The organism is Aurantiacibacter sediminis (assembly GCF_016019885.1).
Classification (GTDB): Bacteria; Pseudomonadota; Alphaproteobacteria; order Sphingomonadales; family Sphingomonadaceae; genus Alteraurantiacibacter; species Alteraurantiacibacter sediminis.
In genome coordinates, this window is the sequence record NZ_JAEANY010000003.1 from 22,335 (window position 1) to 38,954 (window position 16,620).

At 61.8% G+C, this 16,620-nt stretch carries 11 protein-coding genes; 2 read left to right on the forward strand and 9 right to left on the reverse strand.

Annotation, left to right across the window (positions count from 1 at the left end; all coding sequences use genetic code 11):
• Positions 1–12: 12 nt before the first annotated feature.
• The gene (secA, locus tag I5L03_RS09425; RefSeq protein ID WP_197921545.1) at positions 13–2,808 is read right to left on the reverse strand and encodes a preprotein translocase subunit SecA; all 2,796 of its coding nucleotides are present in this window, start codon (positions 2,806–2,808) and stop codon (positions 13–15) included.
• A 90-nt stretch (positions 2,809–2,898) separates the two neighbouring features.
• Complete coding sequence (locus tag I5L03_RS09430) at positions 2,899–3,162, reverse strand: hypothetical protein (protein ID WP_197921546.1); 264 nt, start codon at positions 3,160–3,162, stop codon at positions 2,899–2,901.
• Positions 3,163–3,269: 107 nt separating this feature from the next.
• Here I5L03_RS09430 and argJ point away from each other — a divergent pair, with 107 nt between their 5' ends.
• Positions 3,270–4,496, forward strand: a complete 1,227-nt coding sequence (argJ, locus tag I5L03_RS09435) for a bifunctional glutamate N-acetyltransferase/amino-acid acetyltransferase ArgJ (protein WP_197921547.1) — start codon at positions 3,270–3,272, stop codon at positions 4,494–4,496.
• Entirely contained in the window at positions 4,493–5,299 is an 807-nt protein-coding gene (locus tag I5L03_RS09440; RefSeq protein ID WP_325100154.1) for an inositol monophosphatase family protein, read from the forward strand. Before argJ ends, I5L03_RS09440 begins: the two co-directional genes overlap by 4 nt.
• A 4-nt stretch (positions 5,300–5,303) precedes the next feature.
• On the opposite strand, the gene trxA is transcribed toward I5L03_RS09440, so the two are convergent.
• The 7 genes from trxA to I5L03_RS09475 all read right to left on the reverse strand — a co-directional run bounded on the left by trxA (position 5,304) and on the right by I5L03_RS09475 (position 16,608).
• Positions 5,304–5,624 (reverse strand): thioredoxin, encoded by a 321-nt coding sequence (gene trxA, locus I5L03_RS09445; protein ID WP_197921548.1) that lies wholly within the window; start codon positions 5,622–5,624, stop codon positions 5,304–5,306.
• An 82-nt stretch (positions 5,625–5,706) separates the two neighbouring features.
• Positions 5,707–9,174, reverse strand: a complete 3,468-nt coding sequence (gene addA / locus I5L03_RS09450) for a double-strand break repair helicase AddA (protein WP_197921549.1) — start codon at positions 9,172–9,174, stop codon at positions 5,707–5,709.
• Positions 9,171–12,137 (reverse strand): PD-(D/E)XK nuclease family protein, encoded by a 2,967-nt coding sequence (locus tag I5L03_RS09455; RefSeq protein WP_197921550.1) that lies wholly within the window; start codon positions 12,135–12,137, stop codon positions 9,171–9,173. Before I5L03_RS09455 ends, addA begins: the two co-directional genes overlap by 4 nt.
• Positions 12,130–12,846, reverse strand: coding sequence for a nucleotidyltransferase family protein (locus tag I5L03_RS09460; RefSeq protein WP_197921551.1), 717 nt, complete (start codon positions 12,844–12,846; stop codon positions 12,130–12,132). The genes I5L03_RS09455 and I5L03_RS09460 overlap by 8 nt, the downstream gene beginning before the upstream one ends.
• A complete protein-coding gene (locus I5L03_RS09465) occupies positions 12,843–13,838 on the reverse strand; it encodes an aminoglycoside phosphotransferase family protein (RefSeq protein WP_197921552.1) in 996 nt (331 codons plus the stop codon). Before I5L03_RS09465 ends, I5L03_RS09460 begins: the two co-directional genes overlap by 4 nt.
• Positions 13,835–14,272 carry a tRNA (adenosine(37)-N6)-threonylcarbamoyltransferase complex ATPase subunit type 1 TsaE gene (gene tsaE / locus I5L03_RS09470; RefSeq protein WP_197921553.1) on the reverse strand — a complete coding sequence of 146 codons (438 nt, stop codon included), beginning with the start codon at positions 14,270–14,272 and terminating at the stop codon, positions 13,835–13,837. The genes I5L03_RS09465 and tsaE overlap by 4 nt, the downstream gene beginning before the upstream one ends.
• Positions 14,269–16,608 carry a PAS domain-containing sensor histidine kinase gene (locus I5L03_RS09475; RefSeq protein ID WP_197921554.1) on the reverse strand — a complete coding sequence of 780 codons (2,340 nt, stop codon included), beginning with the start codon at positions 16,606–16,608 and terminating at the stop codon, positions 14,269–14,271. Before I5L03_RS09475 ends, tsaE begins: the two co-directional genes overlap by 4 nt.
• Positions 16,609–16,620 lie beyond the last annotated feature (12 nt).

The window sequence follows — 16,620 nt, forward strand, 5'->3', positions numbered from 1 at the left end:
AGAAGCGCCAAATCACACCTGCGCGCCGTGGCAATGCTTGTATTTGCTGCCCGAACCGCACGGGCACGGCGCATTGCGGCTGACATTCATATTCTTATACGGATCCTCAGCCTGCGCCCCGCCGGAGCCCGTAGAGGCGACCGGAGCACCAGCGAGTGTGCCGAATAGCGGCGCCTGCTTGGACGAGCCGTCGCCATCGTCAGACACATCTTCACCCGTCAGCGGATCGAGCTTCCCGGTCATGAAATCGGGCAGATCGGGCAATTCGCGCGGAGGGGGATTCGGACGGAATTGCGAGGTTAGCAAGACCTTCGTCACATCCTCGCGCAGAGTGTCGAGCATCAGCTCGAACAGGCCGAAAGCTTCCTGCTTGTATTCGTTGATCGGCTGCTTCTGCGCATAGGCACGCAAGAAAACGACCTGACGCAAAGCATCGAGCGTCGCGAGGTGTTCCTTCCAATGGTAATCAAGGCGTTCGAGCAGGATGCTCTTTTCGACGCGGCGCCATGCATCCTCGGGGATGTCAGCAGTCTTGTCGGTCATCTTCTGCTCGGAGAGTTCCTGCAGGCGCTCCTCGAAGATTTCCGGCTCGATCTGGTCCTCTTCCATCCACTCATCCAACGGCACGTCGAGGCCGAGGACTTCGTCGATCTTTTCCTTGAGGCCATCGGTGTCCCACTGCTCCGGGTAGGAGCCCGGCGGGCAAGCATTCACAACCATGGCGTTGATGGCATCACGGCGCATGTCTTCGACCACATCGTCGACACGCTCTGAATCCATGATTTCGCTGCGCTGCTCATAGATGACCTTGCGCTGGTCGTTCATCACGTCATCGTATTGGACGACTTGCTTGCGCATTTCGTAGTTGCGCGCTTCGACCTTCTTCTGTGCCGTCTCGATGGCCTTGGACAGCCATTTGGAGCCGATCGCCTCGCCATCTTCCAGATTGGCGTTCATCATCTTGGCGAACAGCGTATCTGGCCCGAAAATGCGCAGGAGATCGTCTTCAAGGCAGAGGTAGAAGCGCGAAAGGCCGGGATCACCCTGACGGCCCGAACGGCCGCGCAGCTGGTTATCGATCCGGCGGCTTTCGTGCCGCTCGGTGCCGAGAACGAACAGGCCGCCCGCATCGAGCACTTTCTGCTTTTCCTCGGCGACTTCGGCCTTGATTTTTTCGATCGCGGCATCCTTTTCGGGGCCGTCTTCCATGTCGGACAGTTCGTCCTCGATGCGGAATTCGACATTACCGCCCAGCTGAATATCGGTGCCGCGGCCCGCCATATTGGTTGCGATGGTCACCGCGCCAATGCGCCCGGCCTGCGCCACGATATGCGCTTCCTGCTCGTGCATACGCGCGTTGAGGACGGCGTGCTTGACCTTTTCCTTTTCGAGGAATTGGCTCAAAAGCTCTGATTTCTCGATGGAAACCGTGCCGACCAGAACCGGCTGACCGCCGTCGCTCTTTTCCTTGATGGCTTTCGCAATGGCCGCGAATTTGTCCATCGTGTTCTTGTAGAACTCATCTTCCTCATCCACGCGTTGGATGGGAACATTCGTCGGGATTTCGACGACATTGAGTTTGTAAATGTCCCAGAACTCGCTCGCTTCGGTCGCCGCCGTGCCGGTCATGCCCGAAAGCTTGGGATACATGCGGAAGTAGTTCTGGAAAGTGATGGAGGCCATCGTCTGGTTTTCGGGCTGGATCTCCACGCCTTCCTTGGCCTCTGCCGCCTGGTGCAGGCCGTTCGACCAGCGGCGACCGTCCATCATGCGGCCGGTGAATTCATCGATGATGACGACCTTGTCATCCTTCACGATGTAATCGGTGTCCTTCTTAAACATGACCACGGCTTTCATCGCCTGATCCATGTGGTGGACGACCTGGGTGTTCTCGACATCGTAGAGATTGTCGGTTTCGAGCAGGCCAGCCTCGATCAGGCGACGCTCCATTTCCTCGACACCGTCTTCGGTCAGCTGGACGTTCCGGCTCTTCTCGTCCTTGGTGTAATAGCCCTCGCCTTCAGGCATGGGGCCACCGTTTTCCTTCTCCATCGCTTCCTGGTCCTTGACCAGCTTCTTCACCTGCTCGTCGAGCGCGATGTAGAGCTCGCTCTTGTCCTCGGTCGGGCCAGAGATGATCAGCGGCGTACGCGCTTCGTCGATCAGGATGGAGTCGACCTCGTCCACGATGGAATAATTGAAGGGGCGCTGCACCATCTGGCGGCGTTCCTGCTTCATATTGTCGCGCAGGTAATCGAAGCCGAATTCGTTATTGGTGCCGTAGGTGATGTCAGCCGCGTAGGCCTCGCGCCGCGCAGCTTCAGGCAGGTTCGGCACAATGACGCCGGTGGTCAGGCCAAGAAAGCCGTGCAAGCGGCCCATCCATTCCGCGTCACGCCGGGCGAGGTAATCGTTCACCGTCACGACGTGCACGCCCTTGCCCTCAATCGCGTTCAGATAGGTGGCGAGCGTGGCGACGAGTGTTTTACCTTCACCCGTCTTCATTTCGGCGATTTCGCCGCGGTGGAGCACGATGCCGCCGACCATCTGCACATCGAAATGCCGCATGCCGAGCACGCGCTTCGAGGCCTCGCGCACGGTAGCAAAAGCCTCGGGCAGTATATCGTCGAGTGTCTGGCCCTCTTCCAGCTTCTTGCGGAATTTGAGCGTCTGCGCCTTCAACTCGTCATCGGAGAAGTCTGCGAGCTGTTCTTCAAGGCCATTTATACGCGCAACGATCTTGTCGAGCGATTTGACGTAACGATCATTCGAAGAACCGAAAACGGATTTGGCGATTGTCTGCCACATGGCGGATTACCTGTCTTACAATATGGGAATGGCGGCCGCGCACAGCGGCGCCAGCCTGATAAATTCGGGGATGTGTCTGGAATGCGGGCGCTATTCGCGCGCGCGGTCTGCCTGAAGCATGATGCTGGGCGCGGGCAGGATCTGAGCGCGCTGTTCGCAGCCCTTGTCCGCCACCACAGCCGATGCCTGCGCAACCGCAGAATGCTCAACCGAAGCGTAGACAGCTGGCTGAGCCTCCATGCATTCGCTTGCGCTGGCAACGCTCACCACCGCGCCCTGTGCAGCCTGCACAGGCTCTGCCGCGAGCGTGAAACCCGAGAAAACGGCGAGCAGGGTGAGCAATTGGCGAAGCATTTGGGTTCCAGATAGCGATTATGTGCGCGGAGTCTACGCCGGATTGGGTAAATTGCGGGTGAAAGCTTGCGTTGTCGTGCGGGGATGTGCCGCCTAAAGACTTGGCCATGGATCTTGAGATTTCCCCCCTCGCCCGCCCTTTTCCCGACATGCCCGCGATCGACGGAGTGACGCTGCGCGTGGCACGGGCGCGATATAAGGAGTGGGACCGGGCGGACTTGACCTATGCCGAGTTGGCCGAAGACACTGCGCTGGCGGGCGTTTTCACGCGCAATGTGTGCTGTTCAACGGAAGTCGAAATGGGGCGCGAGAGCGTTGCCAAGGGCCGCGCACGGGCGTTGATCGTCAATGCGGGCAATTCGAATGCGTTTACCGGCTATCGCGGGCGCGAAGCGGTGGAACAGATCACCGGCCAGGTGGCGGAGGAATTGGGCTGCAGTCCGGAAGAGGTGCTCGTTTCTTCTACCGGTGTGATCGGTGTGCCCTTGCCGCAGGACAAGGCCCGCGAAGGTGTCAGCGCTGCGCTCGCTTCAGAACCGTGCACCTGGGAAGAAGCAACAGCGGCTATCGGCACGACGGATACTTTCACGAAGGGCGCCACAGCGACCGCGATGATCGGCGAGACCAAAGTCATGCTCAACGGCATCATCAAGGGCAGCGGCATGATTGCGCCCGATATGGCGACGATGCTGGGCTATATTTTCACCGATGCTGCGGTCGAGCCCGCGTTTCTGCAGGAATGCCTCTCCGCCGCAAACACGCGCACCTATAGCTGCATTACGGTCGATAGCGACACGTCGACCAGTGACACTGTCCTCGCCTTTGCGACGGGCAAGGCGGGTAATGCCACCCTCACCTCTTTCGGCGATCCGGGCGCAGATGCCTTTATGGCGGCGCTGGAAGAGGTGTGCCGCGAGCTCGCCCAACTTGTTGTCCGCGATGGCGAAGGGGCCAGCAAGTTTATCAGCGTTTCGGTGTCCGGTGCCGAGAGCAATGACAGCGCCCGCCGCGTGGGCCTTGCGATAGGCAATTCGCCGCTAGTGAAAACGGCGATTGCGGGCGGCGATGCCAATTGGGGCCGCGTTGTCATGGCAGTCGGTAAAGCGGGTGAACCTGCGGACCGCGATACGCTCTCCATCGCATTCGGTGGGCATTGGGCAGCAAAGAATGGCTTGCCGGTGAAGGATTATGACGAAGGTCCGGTTGCCAAACATCTCGAAGGGGATGAAGTGGATATCGCCGTCGATCTCGGCATCGGCACCGGCCACGCCACCGTTTGGACTTGCGATCTCACCCATGGCTACATCAGCATCAATGCGGATTACCGCTCGTGAGTGAGGTTCTCGACCGCGAAATCCACGCGCTTATGCGGCGAGTAAGCGAGGACATCATCCTGCCCCGTTTCCGCAACCTTTCCGACCACCAGGTCGAGGACAAGGGCGGGAACGACCCTGTTACGATCGCCGACCGTGAAAGCGAAGAAGTGCTGCATGACGCGCTATCCAAACTCGCACCGGGCGTGCCGGTGGTCGGAGAAGAAGCGGCTCATGCCGACGAAAGCGTGCTGAAGCATCTGAAAAGCGATTGCTGGATCGTCGATCCGATCGACGGCACGCGCAATTTCACCAATGGCGAACCGCCGTTCGGCATCCTGATCGCGCGCGCATCAGGCGGAGAGGCGCAATCGGGCTGGATCTATGATTGCCTGTCCGGCCGTTTCTGCGTTGCACACAGGGGCACGGGTGCTTTTGTCGGCGAGGATAAGGTCTCAGCGGTTCCAACCGGAGAAACCCCGCCAGTCGCCGCGATTTCTCTGATCTTCATGGATGATACGCAGCGCGAAGCCGTGAAAGAGCATATCTGCCCGCACTACCGCCTAACTGACATACCCTATTGCGCAGCTGAGCAATATCCGCGCCTAGCGCTCGGCACAAACGATGTGTCGATTTTCGAGCGTACACTCGCGTGGGACCATGCGGCAGGCGTGCTGTGGCTCAACGAGGCAGGCGGCAAGGCTGCGCGGCTCGACGGCTCAGCCTACCGCGTGGATGAATGGCAAAGAAAAGGGCTGGTCGGTGCCGCCAGCCCTCGCCTTTACGATGATATGGTAGAGCGGTTGAGCGCGCTCCCCGCGTAATCCGTCAAACGTGCGATTCAAGCCACTGTTTGAGCGCATTCTTCGGCGCGGCGCCCATCTGCTGGGCAACCGGCTCGCCATTCTTGAACACGACGAGGAAGGGGATCGACTGGACGCCCATCTTGCCGGGGACGTCGGGGTTTTCCATGATGTCCATCTTGGCGATGGTGACCTTGTCGGCCAGCTCGTCAGACAGTTCTTCCAGCGCGGGCGCAATCATCTTGCACGGACCGCACCATTCCGCCCAGAAATCGACGAGAACGGGCTTGTCGGCGTCCAGCACATCGGACTGGAAGCTGTCATCGGTGACATTGATTGTGGCCATTTTGGCTTCTCCTGAATTTCGCTTGCGCCCTATCTGGGCATCGCATGGGCTATCGCAATAACTAACGCACGATAGCTTTTGTTTATCCCCCGCCGGGTTGGTCTTTCAGGCCCGGCGCGTGGCGCGGTAGCAGTTCGGCGGGAATGGCGATCAGCTGCGGCGTTTGGGTATAAAGTACCGCTGCCTCCACCGTGCGTCCCGGATAAATGACTTTCAACGCGGCGACATAGGCCGCCATCTGCGCGAGCGTCGTCTCAGGCACCCGCTCCAGCGACAGGGGCGGGCGGCGCGCTGTCTTGAAATCGGCGACGAGGACGCGGTTTTCGGTTACCAATAGCCGATCCGCCGTGCCTGCAATGACTCGCGGGCCAACGGTCGCGGCGAGCGGCACCTCGGCCAGCGCATCGGGGCCGAAAAGCTCACGCCACTCAGGGTGATCGAGCACAGACAGGGCGCGGTCGAGCATCTCGGCACGCGCGCTTTCCGGGAGATCGGGCGCGTTGCGCTCCAGCCACGCTTTGCCACCCGATTGCCGCATGTCGCGGGGCGTAGCTGGCAGGCGTTCGAGCAGCGCATGGATCAGCACGCCGCGCCGCGCGGCTGCGGCGGCCTGCTCGGACGGGAGCGGAGGATCGGCCCCTGCATCATCCGCGCCGGCAGATGGTGCCAGCGGACGCGGAGGACGCGGCTCGGGGCCGATGGGCTGCGCAGCCCACGCAGGGATGGACATACGCGCAGACGAGTCTTCCGCCTTTTCGCGCGCAACCGGCGCTGCATGCGTCCCCAGTTCAGCGCGGGCTCCCCATATCGGATCGTCCACGAACTCATCGCCAAACAGGGGTTCGAGCCGCGCGTACCAGCTATCTGGCTTGGGCGCTTTCTCACGCTTCTTGAGCGCGCCGCCGATGAACAAAGCCTCCTCCGCGCGGGTCATGGCGACATAGAGCAACCGCCAGTGTTCCTGTCGGTCTGCGGCCTTGGTCTCTTCCTCGGTTTGGGCGATCCGGCCTACTCGCTCTGCACTGCTGAGCGGAAGCAGGGGGACCATGCGCTTGTCTTTGTCATCCAGCGACTTCTCCTCGAGTTCCAGCGTGACGGCGCGGGACGCATCGGGATCGCTGCACGCGTCGGCTAGGATCACGATGGGCGCCTGCAGTCCCTTCGAACCGTGGACCGTCATCACGCGCACCAGATCGCCGCTGCCCTCTGCCTCGCGCTTCAGCTCGCCATCGCCGATATCGAACCAGCGAATGAACCCCTGCAGGCTCGGCGTATGCGAAGCGGAGAACTGCAAAGCGGCACCGAGCAATTCATCAATCGGATCGTTGGCTTCCCGGCCAAGCCGAGCGACAAGCTTCGCCCGCGCGCGCCACGGGCCGACGAGCATCCAGTGCAGCAGCGCCTGTGGCGGCTCGAAATCGGCAATGGCGAGCAGGCCCTTCAGTTGTTCGACTGCACTGGCCGCGTCCGCATGCGCCGACTTGCGTAGGTGATCCCACAAATGCACGCGGTCCGGCCGATAGCCATGCTCGAGCAGTTGGTCCTGCGACCACCCGAAAATGGGAGACACCAGCAGGCTGGCGAGCGATAGATCATCGCGCGGTTGCGCCGCAAAGCGCAGGGCCGCCATCAGATCCTGCACGGCGAGCGGCGCGCCAAGGCGCAGGCGGTCCACACCGGCCACCGGTACGCCGAGCGCATGCAGGCGGGCAACGATGGGGTTCACCAGCTCGCCGCGTTTGCGCACAAGGATCATGATGTCGCCGGGAGTAGCATTGCGCCGCTTGCCCTTTTCGAGCGCGAAGCCCTCATCGAGCCACCGCTTCACCTGCCGGGCGATCTTGTCCGCCATCCGCCGCTCCGATGGAGAAACGCGGTGTTCGGAGCCATCGTCTCCGTCACTTTGCTCGGCATCCTCTTCGAGACCGGGCACAGGCTTCCACATCGTAATCAGGCCAGCACGGTCCTCGCCGACATGCGGCTCCGGTTCATTGTTGAGTCCAAGATTCTCATGGCCAATCGCTGCGATGGCGCGGTCCACGAAGCTGAGGATCGGCTGCGATGTGCGATAGGATCGGCCAAGGCCAAGCTCCTGCAAATCGCGGACGCTGATATTGGCGCGTGCCTGCTGCGCGGTCTCCCGCCGATTGGCCAGGATTTCACGGTAGCGCGCCTGCGCCTGCGCAAAGTTCTGCGGGCTCGTGCCCTGAAAGCCGAAGATCGCCTGTTTGTAATCGCCGACCACAAAAATCGTCCGCTGGCGGTCACCGCGTTGCCCGGCTCCAGAAAAGAAGTCATCGGTCAGCGCGTCGACGATATCCCATTGCGCTTCATTGGTGTCTTGCGCCTCGTCCACCAGCACATGGTCGAACGTGCGATCCAGCTTAAAGCGGATCCAGTCGGACATGTCCTTGCGATTGAGCAATTCCGCAGCCTGCCGGATCAGATCGTCGAAATCGACCAGCCCTTCGCGCTTTTTCGCTTCATCCCAAGCTAGCGCGAATTTGCGCCCAACTTCGAGTGAAGGTGACAGCAGAGCGACCAGATCTAGCAGGATCGCCTGCTCGGCAACGCTTTCGAGCCAAAGCCGCGCGGTCTCCGCAATGCTCGCAGCGCCATCGACCTTTTTCTCCAGATTTCCCTGATATTTGAGCAGGCCTTTGTCGTTGTAGAGTTTGCCAAGCAGGTCGGCACTTTCGGCAAATCGTTGCTCAGGCGAGCCGAGCAGCCATTCACCGACAATCGCGGCGTAACTCTGTCCATTCTTGGTGCCCCACTCATCGTAGAGCCACATTACCTGCCGCACCGCATCCACACCGCCCGATCCATCGGCGCAGGCCGCGCTGGCGCTCTCGGCGGTGGTATCGGCGGGCACGCCGAGCAAGCGCTTCACCCGCTCTTCCATCGGCGATTGCCATGCCGCCTTGCCGAACCACATGTCCCGCGTGGCAGCACAGCGCATCAGCCATTTCTGAACACCATCAGGGCCGAGCTTGACCGAGAGCGTCTCCAGCGCGGCGATGGCGTGCGGGTCGATCGCCTGCCATTCGACCAGCAATTCACGCAGCACGCGGTCTGCCAGCAGGTCACGGTCGCGGTCCTCCATGGCCTTGGTCCCGGGGATCAGCCCTGCTTCATTGGGGAACGCGCTGAGCAACCATTGCGAGAAGGCGTGGATCGTGTCGATCCGAAGGCCGCCCCCCGGGCAATCGAGCACGCTGGCAAACAGCATCCGCGCCCGCGCCTGCGTTTCGGAATCCATGCCTGCACCGATATTATCGAGTTGCTGCGCCAGTTCGGTGTCCGGCATGCGCACCCAATTGGCGAGCACTTCATTGACGCGCGTGGCCATTTCGGCAGCGCCCGCCTTGGTAAATGTGAGGCACAGGATCTGTTCGGGCCGCACGCCTTCGGTCAAAAGCAGCCGCAGCACGCGGGCGGAAAGCACCTGCGTCTTGCCCGTGCCCGCGCTGGCGGAGAGCCATACGCTGTCACCCGGCACCACCGCATCGCGCTGATTGTCCTGCAGGGGATAGACGACGCCGCTCATCCCTCGTCCTCCTCACGTCCCTGCCATTCGGCGAGGCGCATCAGCTGATCATAGGTGTTATATACGGGCGCATCGGGATTGGGCCGCGCGGTGAAAGGTTCATCGCCCAAAATCCATTCATCGAGCGCTTCGTTGAGCATCGCTTGCGTTTTGGGCAGGAATTCATCCGGCTCCATTCCGCTGCGCTTGTTGCCCACTTTCAGCGGCGTCACCTTGTAGCCGAAGCCCGTGTCGCTATCCGCATTCTTGCCGAAGGACCAATATTCGAAGCAACTCGCCTCGCCCGACACGCCGCCGATGTCGCCATCGCGCAGGATCAGGCCGAGCGTGCCGAGTTGCAACGCATAGCCGTTTTCAACCTGCGTGCCGCTGGGTGGCTTGCCGGTTTTGTAATCCACCACGGCGAGCGAACCATCGGGCATGCGATCGATCCGGTCGGCGACGCCGTGAATGGTGATGCCCTTCACGCTGATTTTGCCCTTCGCTTCCCATTTGAGCGGGGTGCGGCCGGGCTCCCCCTTAAGTTCCGCTTCGATCCATTCGAGCGCGCGCATCAGACGCGGCTGCCACAGCGCCCGGAGCAACGGGTGGGCGGAAAGTTCGGACAGATGCTGGTCGGCCAATTCGCCGAGACTGCCCTTGCCCGCATGCCAATCCTCCAGAATGGCGTGCGCGAGCGAGCCCTGCCACGCCGGGCCTGGCACCGCATCAAGTTTTTCCAGCTCCGGCAATGCGAGGATTCTCTTCGCGTAGAATTCGTAAGGATCGGAGCGCAGCCGGTCGAGCGCCGTCACGCTGATAACCTGTTCTCGTTGTGCAGACGAAGGCCGCGGCTGTGGCTGCGGATGCGGCGGGACAGGCGGCGGATCGTCGATGGCCCCGGCGAGCGCGCGCAGTTCATTATCGGTCGCTGCCTTGGCCATGTCCTCACCCAGCAAGGCGCGGACACGCAAGAGGAAACGGGAGGGAATGGCCGGGCCGGAGGTGTCACGGGCAGCGCGGCTGAGCACCACTTCGGGCGCTCCGAGCGCCCCAGCCAGATCGTGCGCCGCCAGCCCGATGCGGAAATCCGCACCCGGAACGCCGAGCGCGCGCAGCACTGCGGGCGCCAGCAGAGGATCGGTAGACGGTGTCGGCGGCCATGTGCCTTCATTCAGGCCCGCACAGATGACCAGATCGGCGCGGGTCATGCGCGCTTCGAGCAAGCCATAAATCGCGACGCGCGGATGCCCGCCATAGGGTGGGCGCACTGCGACCCGGTCCATCGCATCGCGCAGGGCAGACGGCAGGTCCGTAGCGTCAAGTTGGACTGGCACTTCGCGCGCATTGAGCCGCAATTCTTCGATGAAGCTGGAGAGTGCCCGCCCATCCTCGCGCGACCAGACCGCATCACCGCACAGGCTTTCCGCAGCGCTGGCGAGCAGATCGAGCCATGCAGCAAGGCCCAACGGCTCTGCGTGACCCAGAAGCGGTGCAATCGCCTCTGCGATGCCGCAAAACCATTCGCCAACACCCGCCTTTTCAGCCGCCGCTTTCAGGGGTGCGAGACCCGGAGCAGTGCGCGGACCGCGCAATCGCATTTCGAGCGCACGCGCCGCATCGAGCCAGTCGGCGCGGCCCTCGCCTGCTCCCGCCAAAGGATGTTGCAGCAGAGCGAGCAGAGGCACCGGCGCAGCATCTTCTGCGGCGGCTTCCGCCAGCAGCAGCACAATGCGCCCCGCCGCCGTCTGCGCGAGCGGTCGACCGGCTGAATCGTCCGCCGTGATATTCCACCGCCGCAAATGCTGCGTCACACGCCCGGCCAATCCGCGATCGGGTGTGACCACGGCCACGCGTTTCTCCGGCTCTTCCAGAGCCTGTCGGACCAGCAGGGCTACAGCCTGCGCCTCTTCTTCGGGATTGGCGCTTTCGATCAGCCGCACGCCTGCCATGCGACGACGGTTGGCGGGCAGATCGACCCATGCCTTGCTCGCTTCAGGCGGAAGGAACAGGCTGGAAATCGCATGCGTGCGCTCAGGCGGACCTTTACCGAGCCCTGCACGGTGCCATTGCTGGACCTCATCGCGGCGAACGCCCATCCGGTTCAGCAGCAGCTTCAGATGATATTGCGGATGAGTGACGGCATCGTCCCTGCCGAAGGGGCTTTCCGCGCCCGTGTCTCCCGCAGCGCCCAATTCATCCCATACCTCGTCGCCCATGGAAAGATCGAGATCGGGAAGGATCACCGCGCCTTGCGGCAATTCGCTGACCGTGCGGAGTAATCGCGCGAGAGCGGGTGCAGCGCTTGTCACACCGGCGGCTACGAGAGGTGTTTCCGGCGGATTATCGCGCATGCGCTTGGCTGCTTCGCGGAACAGGGCATTGCGCCGCGCGGCGGCATCCAGCTCTCCGCGCGCGCTCAGGTCGGCCAACCAATATTGCTGCAATTTGGCGAAATCCCGCAGATTATCCTGCCAATGTGCCGACAGCTTCTCTTCGAAGATCGACAGCACCTCGTCCTGCCGAAGGGCTCCAGGAGCGATCTCCTCCACCAGCAGACGATCCATCACCTGCCCCGTTTCAAATGCTAAACGCAGCAGCGCGGCTCCCTTGGGCGCGTTTTCCTGCGTCTCACTGATTAGCTGGGCGAGGCGCAGCCAGCGGCGCGTAGGATCGGCAGCGGGTGGGATCGCAGCGCCTGCGCCGAGCGAATCGAATAGTGGACCCAACGTCTCATCAAGATCGAGATCGCCGACCATCACCATGCGCGGCATCAGCATACCGGCCTGGCCGGTCTCACCGCTGTGCCTGACAAACGCCTCCTGCATGGTGCGCGCAGCCCGGGCCGAGGGGAGCAGAAGCGTTAGCTTGGCGAGACCGAAATTTGCGTCCGAATATCGCGGGACCAGGCCAGCCACCAGCGCATCGGCAAAGCCGCGGTGGGCGGCGATGGAATAGACTTTGGGGCCGGGCCGATCAGACATCCCGCAACGCGGCTTCGGTCGGCTTGATGGCGTCAGGCGTCCCCACTTCGAACCATTGGCCGGTGAACGGAATACCGAACAAACGCCCCTCTTCCATGGCGCGCGACCACAGGAGATTGGTAGAGAAGGCGCCGTCGGGCGCGTCACGCAGCAGTCGCTTCGACACCAGCTGGATACCCGAATAGATATAGGGCGCTATCCGCCCCGTCGCACGGCGGCTCAGACGGCCGAACGGGTCGATATGAAAATCGCCCTTGCCCTTGAAATTATGTGCGCCTTTGTGCGGCACGAGCAACAGCAGCGCGTCCATCTTTTCATCATCCCAGATGGCGGAAAGATCGGAAAAACAATCGCGCGGCCCATCGAGCCAGATATTGTCCGAATTCAGGCAGAAGAATGTATCGGGCAACTGGTGCTGCGCCTTCACCAGCCCGCCGCCTGTTTCTAGCAATTGAGCGCGCTCGTCGGAGATGACCACGCTTGGAGCCTCCCGTTCCTTCACATGTGCCTCCAAGCTGTCTGCGAGGTAATGCACGTTCACTACGGCTCTCGCGATGCCAGCTGAAGCAAGGCGATCCATAGCGTGATCGATCAGGGGTTTCCCAGCCACCCTTACCATAGGCTTGGGCTGCGTAGCCGTAAGCGGCCGCATCCGCTTTCCCATGCCGGCGGCCATCACCATGGCCGTATCCGATGCGAGATTGCTCATTCGCCCAGCCCGCCGCCGCGTTTTGCGCGGATATCTTCAGGCACGTTCGCATCGAACCACCGCGCCACAGGCTCAAGCGCGGGATGGGCCAGATCGCGCTCCATCGCTTCCCACACACGGGGGATCATCGCGAGATAGTGCGGCTTTCCATCGCGCTTCCACAACCGGGTGAAGATACCGATGACCTTGGCGTTTCTCTGCGCGCCGAGACGCGCATAATCGGCATCGAAATCTTCATCCGTCGCGGCGCGTGATTTGTAATGGTCGAGCATATCGGCTTCGAGCGCCTGCGATACATCGCGGCGCGCATCCTGCAACAGCGAGACAAGGTCGTAGCCCGGATGTCCGTTCAGCGCGTCCTGAAAGTCGATCAGACCCTGTTCGCCCGAATAGGTCCCGCGAGGGCCGAGCAGCATGATGTTTTCGGCATGATAGTCCCGCAAGACGGTGACGCCAGGTTGCTGGCGAAGCAACAGCGGGCCAAGCGCCTCGCGCCAAGCCGTGATGAAACCCATCGCGTCGACCTCGATCCCCGCCGCAGGGCAGAACCAGTCGGGAAATAGCGAAGCCTCTTTCAGATAGACTTCTAGGGAATAGGGCTGGAACGGCCCTGCCGGTCGCTGATGCAGTTCGACCAGAGCGTCGATCGCATCCGCATATGCGCGTCTTTCTTCGGACGGATTGTCATCCAGCCAGTCGCGCATCCGATCGTGCCCGAAATCCTCGATCAAAATGAGGCCGCGGTCTAAATTCTCCGCAAAGATTTTCGGAGCGCGGAGGCCCTGCTCATCGAGCCATTTGCCCACGTGCAGGAACGGACGCGGATCCTCATGCGGCGGAGGAGCGTGCATCAGCATGGCGTCCCGTTCGCCGTCCTTGATGCGGAAATAGCGGCGAAAGCTGGCATCACCCGGCAGGGGAGACACTTCTGCCCCGTCCCAGCCTGCGTTCTTGAGAAAGTCATCAAGCCCATCGGGCAAATCGCGTATCATGGCATCCGCTCTAGCCAGTCCGCCCCCCCCGTGACAACGGCTTTACGGCCTTCATTCGCAGTTTCCAGATGGATGGAGATGCACGCCGCCTCACTGTCGAAGCCACCGGCATTTTCCGGCCATTCGGCCAGCAGCGCTGCGCCATCGCGATAATGATCGAGGCCGAGCTGCTCCACCTCTGACGGGTCCTCGAGACGGTAGAAATCGGCATGCACGACGGGCGGATTGAGATGATCGTAAGTTTCGAGGATAGTGAAAGTTGGAGATGGCACTTCGCCTTCATGTCCAAGCGCCCGCAGGATGGCTCGTGAGAGCGTAGTTTTGCCCGTGCCCAGGCCGCCGGAAAGCGCCACCACATCGCCAGGCAAAAGCCGCGAAGCAATCCGCGCTCCAAAGGCCTCCATTGCGGCGAGATCGGGGAGATTTAACGTCACGGCAGCAGGACTGTCGCCGTAGTGCCAGCGCCCTTTTCCGACTGTATTTCCAGCCTGCCGCCGTGCGCCTCAATCAGCTGGCGGGCGAGTGGCAGTCCAAGCCCACGCTTGCCATCCTTGCCGTCGCTTCCCGCAAGGCGATAACCGTCGAGAGCGCGCGCCAGTTCGGACGGCTTCATCCCCTCACCATTGTCGGAAATGACCATTTTCACACCGGATTTGCGCCGTGTCAGCGCCACCAGAATCCGGCCACTCTCGGGCGTTGCAGCAATGGCATTGTCGAGCAGATTACCAAGCGCGCGGCCAAGCTGGCGGCGATCCGCTTTCACCGTTCCCGCACTTTTATCGCCGCGCAGGTCGAGTGTGATGTTCTTCGCATCGAGCGCTTCTTCCCGGCTGCGCACGAGATGCGTCATGAAGCTGAGCACGTCGAGATCTTCGCGTGCGATCGGGAGCAGACCTGCCTCGCTCTGCGTCAGGTCCAGCACGCTTTCGATCTGCGTCGACAAGCGTTCTACCGAGGCGAGGATCGCGCCGACATATTCGCGGCCCTGTTCGGAAAGGTCACCCGCAACGCCCGATTGCAGCAATTCGGCAAAGCCACCGATCGAAGTGAGCGGCGTGCGAAATTCGTAGGACATGTTGGCAAGGAAACGTGTCTTCACCGCATCCGCTTCCTCCAAAGCTTTCGCTCGTTCGCGCAGTGCGGCCTCGGCCTTTGTGGAATCGGTGACATCCATGACGGTGAGCAAGCCGTTGCCATCGGGCAGCGGAACACCGGCGAATTCAAGCGTTCGCCCGTCCGACAAGACAACGCGGCCGCCCTTCTCTTTGCGATCGAGGGTGGCGGCGCGCACCGTCTCGCCAATCGCCTTTCGCTGGCCCGGTCTGGCGAGGCGATTGGAAATGCGATCCAGCAGTTTGTCGACATGCGGATGCTCGTCGAAAAATTCTTCCGGCAGTCCCCAGATGGCTGGAAAGCTGCGGTTCCACAGCTGCATCCGCCCATCGGGAGCGAATACGCCGAGCGATTCAAACAAGGAATCGAAAGTGGCCGTGCGCGTACGCAGAAGAGTATCTCGCGTCGCCGAAAGGGCGAGCTGTTCGGAGCGATCCTCCGCCACCATGACGAGCCCGCCATCGGGCATGGGCTGGGCGACAATCCGCAGGTGCGTTCCATCTGGCAGCGTCCACTGATCTTCCTCCGGCGCATCGGCCTGGAACCACTGCGCCAGCTCGGCCCGCCATTCGGGGAAGTCACGCACTTCCGGAAGGCGCGATTTGTCGCGCGCGCTGTCAAGAAAACGCTCGAAGCGCGCAGGCTCCACCTGCATGGATGTCGGTAGGGCGAAAATGCGCTGGAACGGCTGATTGGCGAATGTCATGCGCCGGTCTTCATCGAATTGCGCGACGCCGACCGACAGCTGATCGAGCATCGAACGCTGTGCGGCACGGAAAGCGCGGAAAGCCCTTCCCTGCTCCTCCAACTCCTCGATATCGATGGCGTAGCCCGCGACGCCTTCGATACCGAGGGGAAGATCGCTGACGCGCAAAGTGCGCCGCTGATTGCCCACCGTCGCCTGCACAATACGCTCGATCGGCGTATCGCGATCCTGTGCCTGCTTGGCGATCTGCTTGGCATCCAGTCCGTCGACGCGCTCCACTAATTCGATCTGCTGGTCGACGACTTCGGCGGCATTCTTTGCTTCCACCGCATCGACATAGGCCGAATTGACGAGCCGCAGCTCCATATCGGCAGATCGGAACCACATCGGCATCGGAGCAGCTTCGATCAGACCCACAAGCGCCGCAAAATCATTGCGTGCCCGCGCCGTTTCGGAGCGGAGGCGTGAGAGTTCGCCCTGGCTTTCTGAAAAGTCGAACCACCAGATCAGCGCTGCCCCACCGCTGGCGATAGCCGCATTGGCCAATTGGCCCCGCACCGCGAGGCTTTTTTCTGAGCCCTGCGGCGTCACCATCATGCGAAATGGCGCGGCCGTTTTCTGGGTCCGCCGTACAGCCTCATGCAATTGTTCCAGATCGCCCTCCGAGAGGCCATTCTGTGCATCGGAAAGTTCACTGAGGAAATCGGGAAGTGCGTCGAGGCCGAGCCACGCGGCGAGCCGCTCTGGCCCTTCAATCTTTCCATCGGCTTTCACCAGCAGCGGGATCGCCGGAGAATCATCGATCATCCGCGAAAGGCGGCGGAGTGTCGCCTTGGTCTGCCGCGTAGCGCGCGTGCGCTGGAGCGAGCCCACGACCAGCCATACCGCGGTTGCCGTCCAAGCCGCCAAAAGCAGGCCGAGCAAAGCAAGCGCGGTGGGAGAAAGTTCCATGCTTTTGCAGCT

Coding starts and splice junctions, on each gene's coding strand:
- secA (WP_197921545.1), bottom strand. CDS start 2,808: ATGTGGCAGACAATCGCCAAATCCGTTTTCGGTTCTTCGAATGATCGT.
- I5L03_RS09430 (WP_197921546.1), bottom strand. CDS start 3,162: ATGCTTCGCCAATTGCTCACCCTGCTCGCCGTTTTCTCGGGTTTCACG.
- argJ (WP_197921547.1), top strand. CDS start 3,270: ATGGATCTTGAGATTTCCCCCCTCGCCCGCCCTTTTCCCGACATGCCC.
- trxA (WP_197921548.1), bottom strand. CDS start 5,624: ATGGCCACAATCAATGTCACCGATGACAGCTTCCAGTCCGATGTGCTG.
- addA (WP_197921549.1), bottom strand. CDS start 9,174: ATGAGCGGCGTCGTCTATCCCCTGCAGGACAATCAGCGCGATGCGGTG.
- I5L03_RS09455 (WP_197921550.1), bottom strand. CDS start 12,137: ATGTCTGATCGGCCCGGCCCCAAAGTCTATTCCATCGCCGCCCACCGC.
- I5L03_RS09460 (WP_197921551.1), bottom strand. CDS start 12,846: ATGAGCAATCTCGCATCGGATACGGCCATGGTGATGGCCGCCGGCATG.
- I5L03_RS09465 (WP_197921552.1), bottom strand. CDS start 13,838: ATGATACGCGATTTGCCCGATGGGCTTGATGACTTTCTCAAGAACGCA.
- I5L03_RS09475 (WP_197921554.1), bottom strand. CDS start 16,608: ATGGAACTTTCTCCCACCGCGCTTGCTTTGCTCGGCCTGCTTTTGGCG.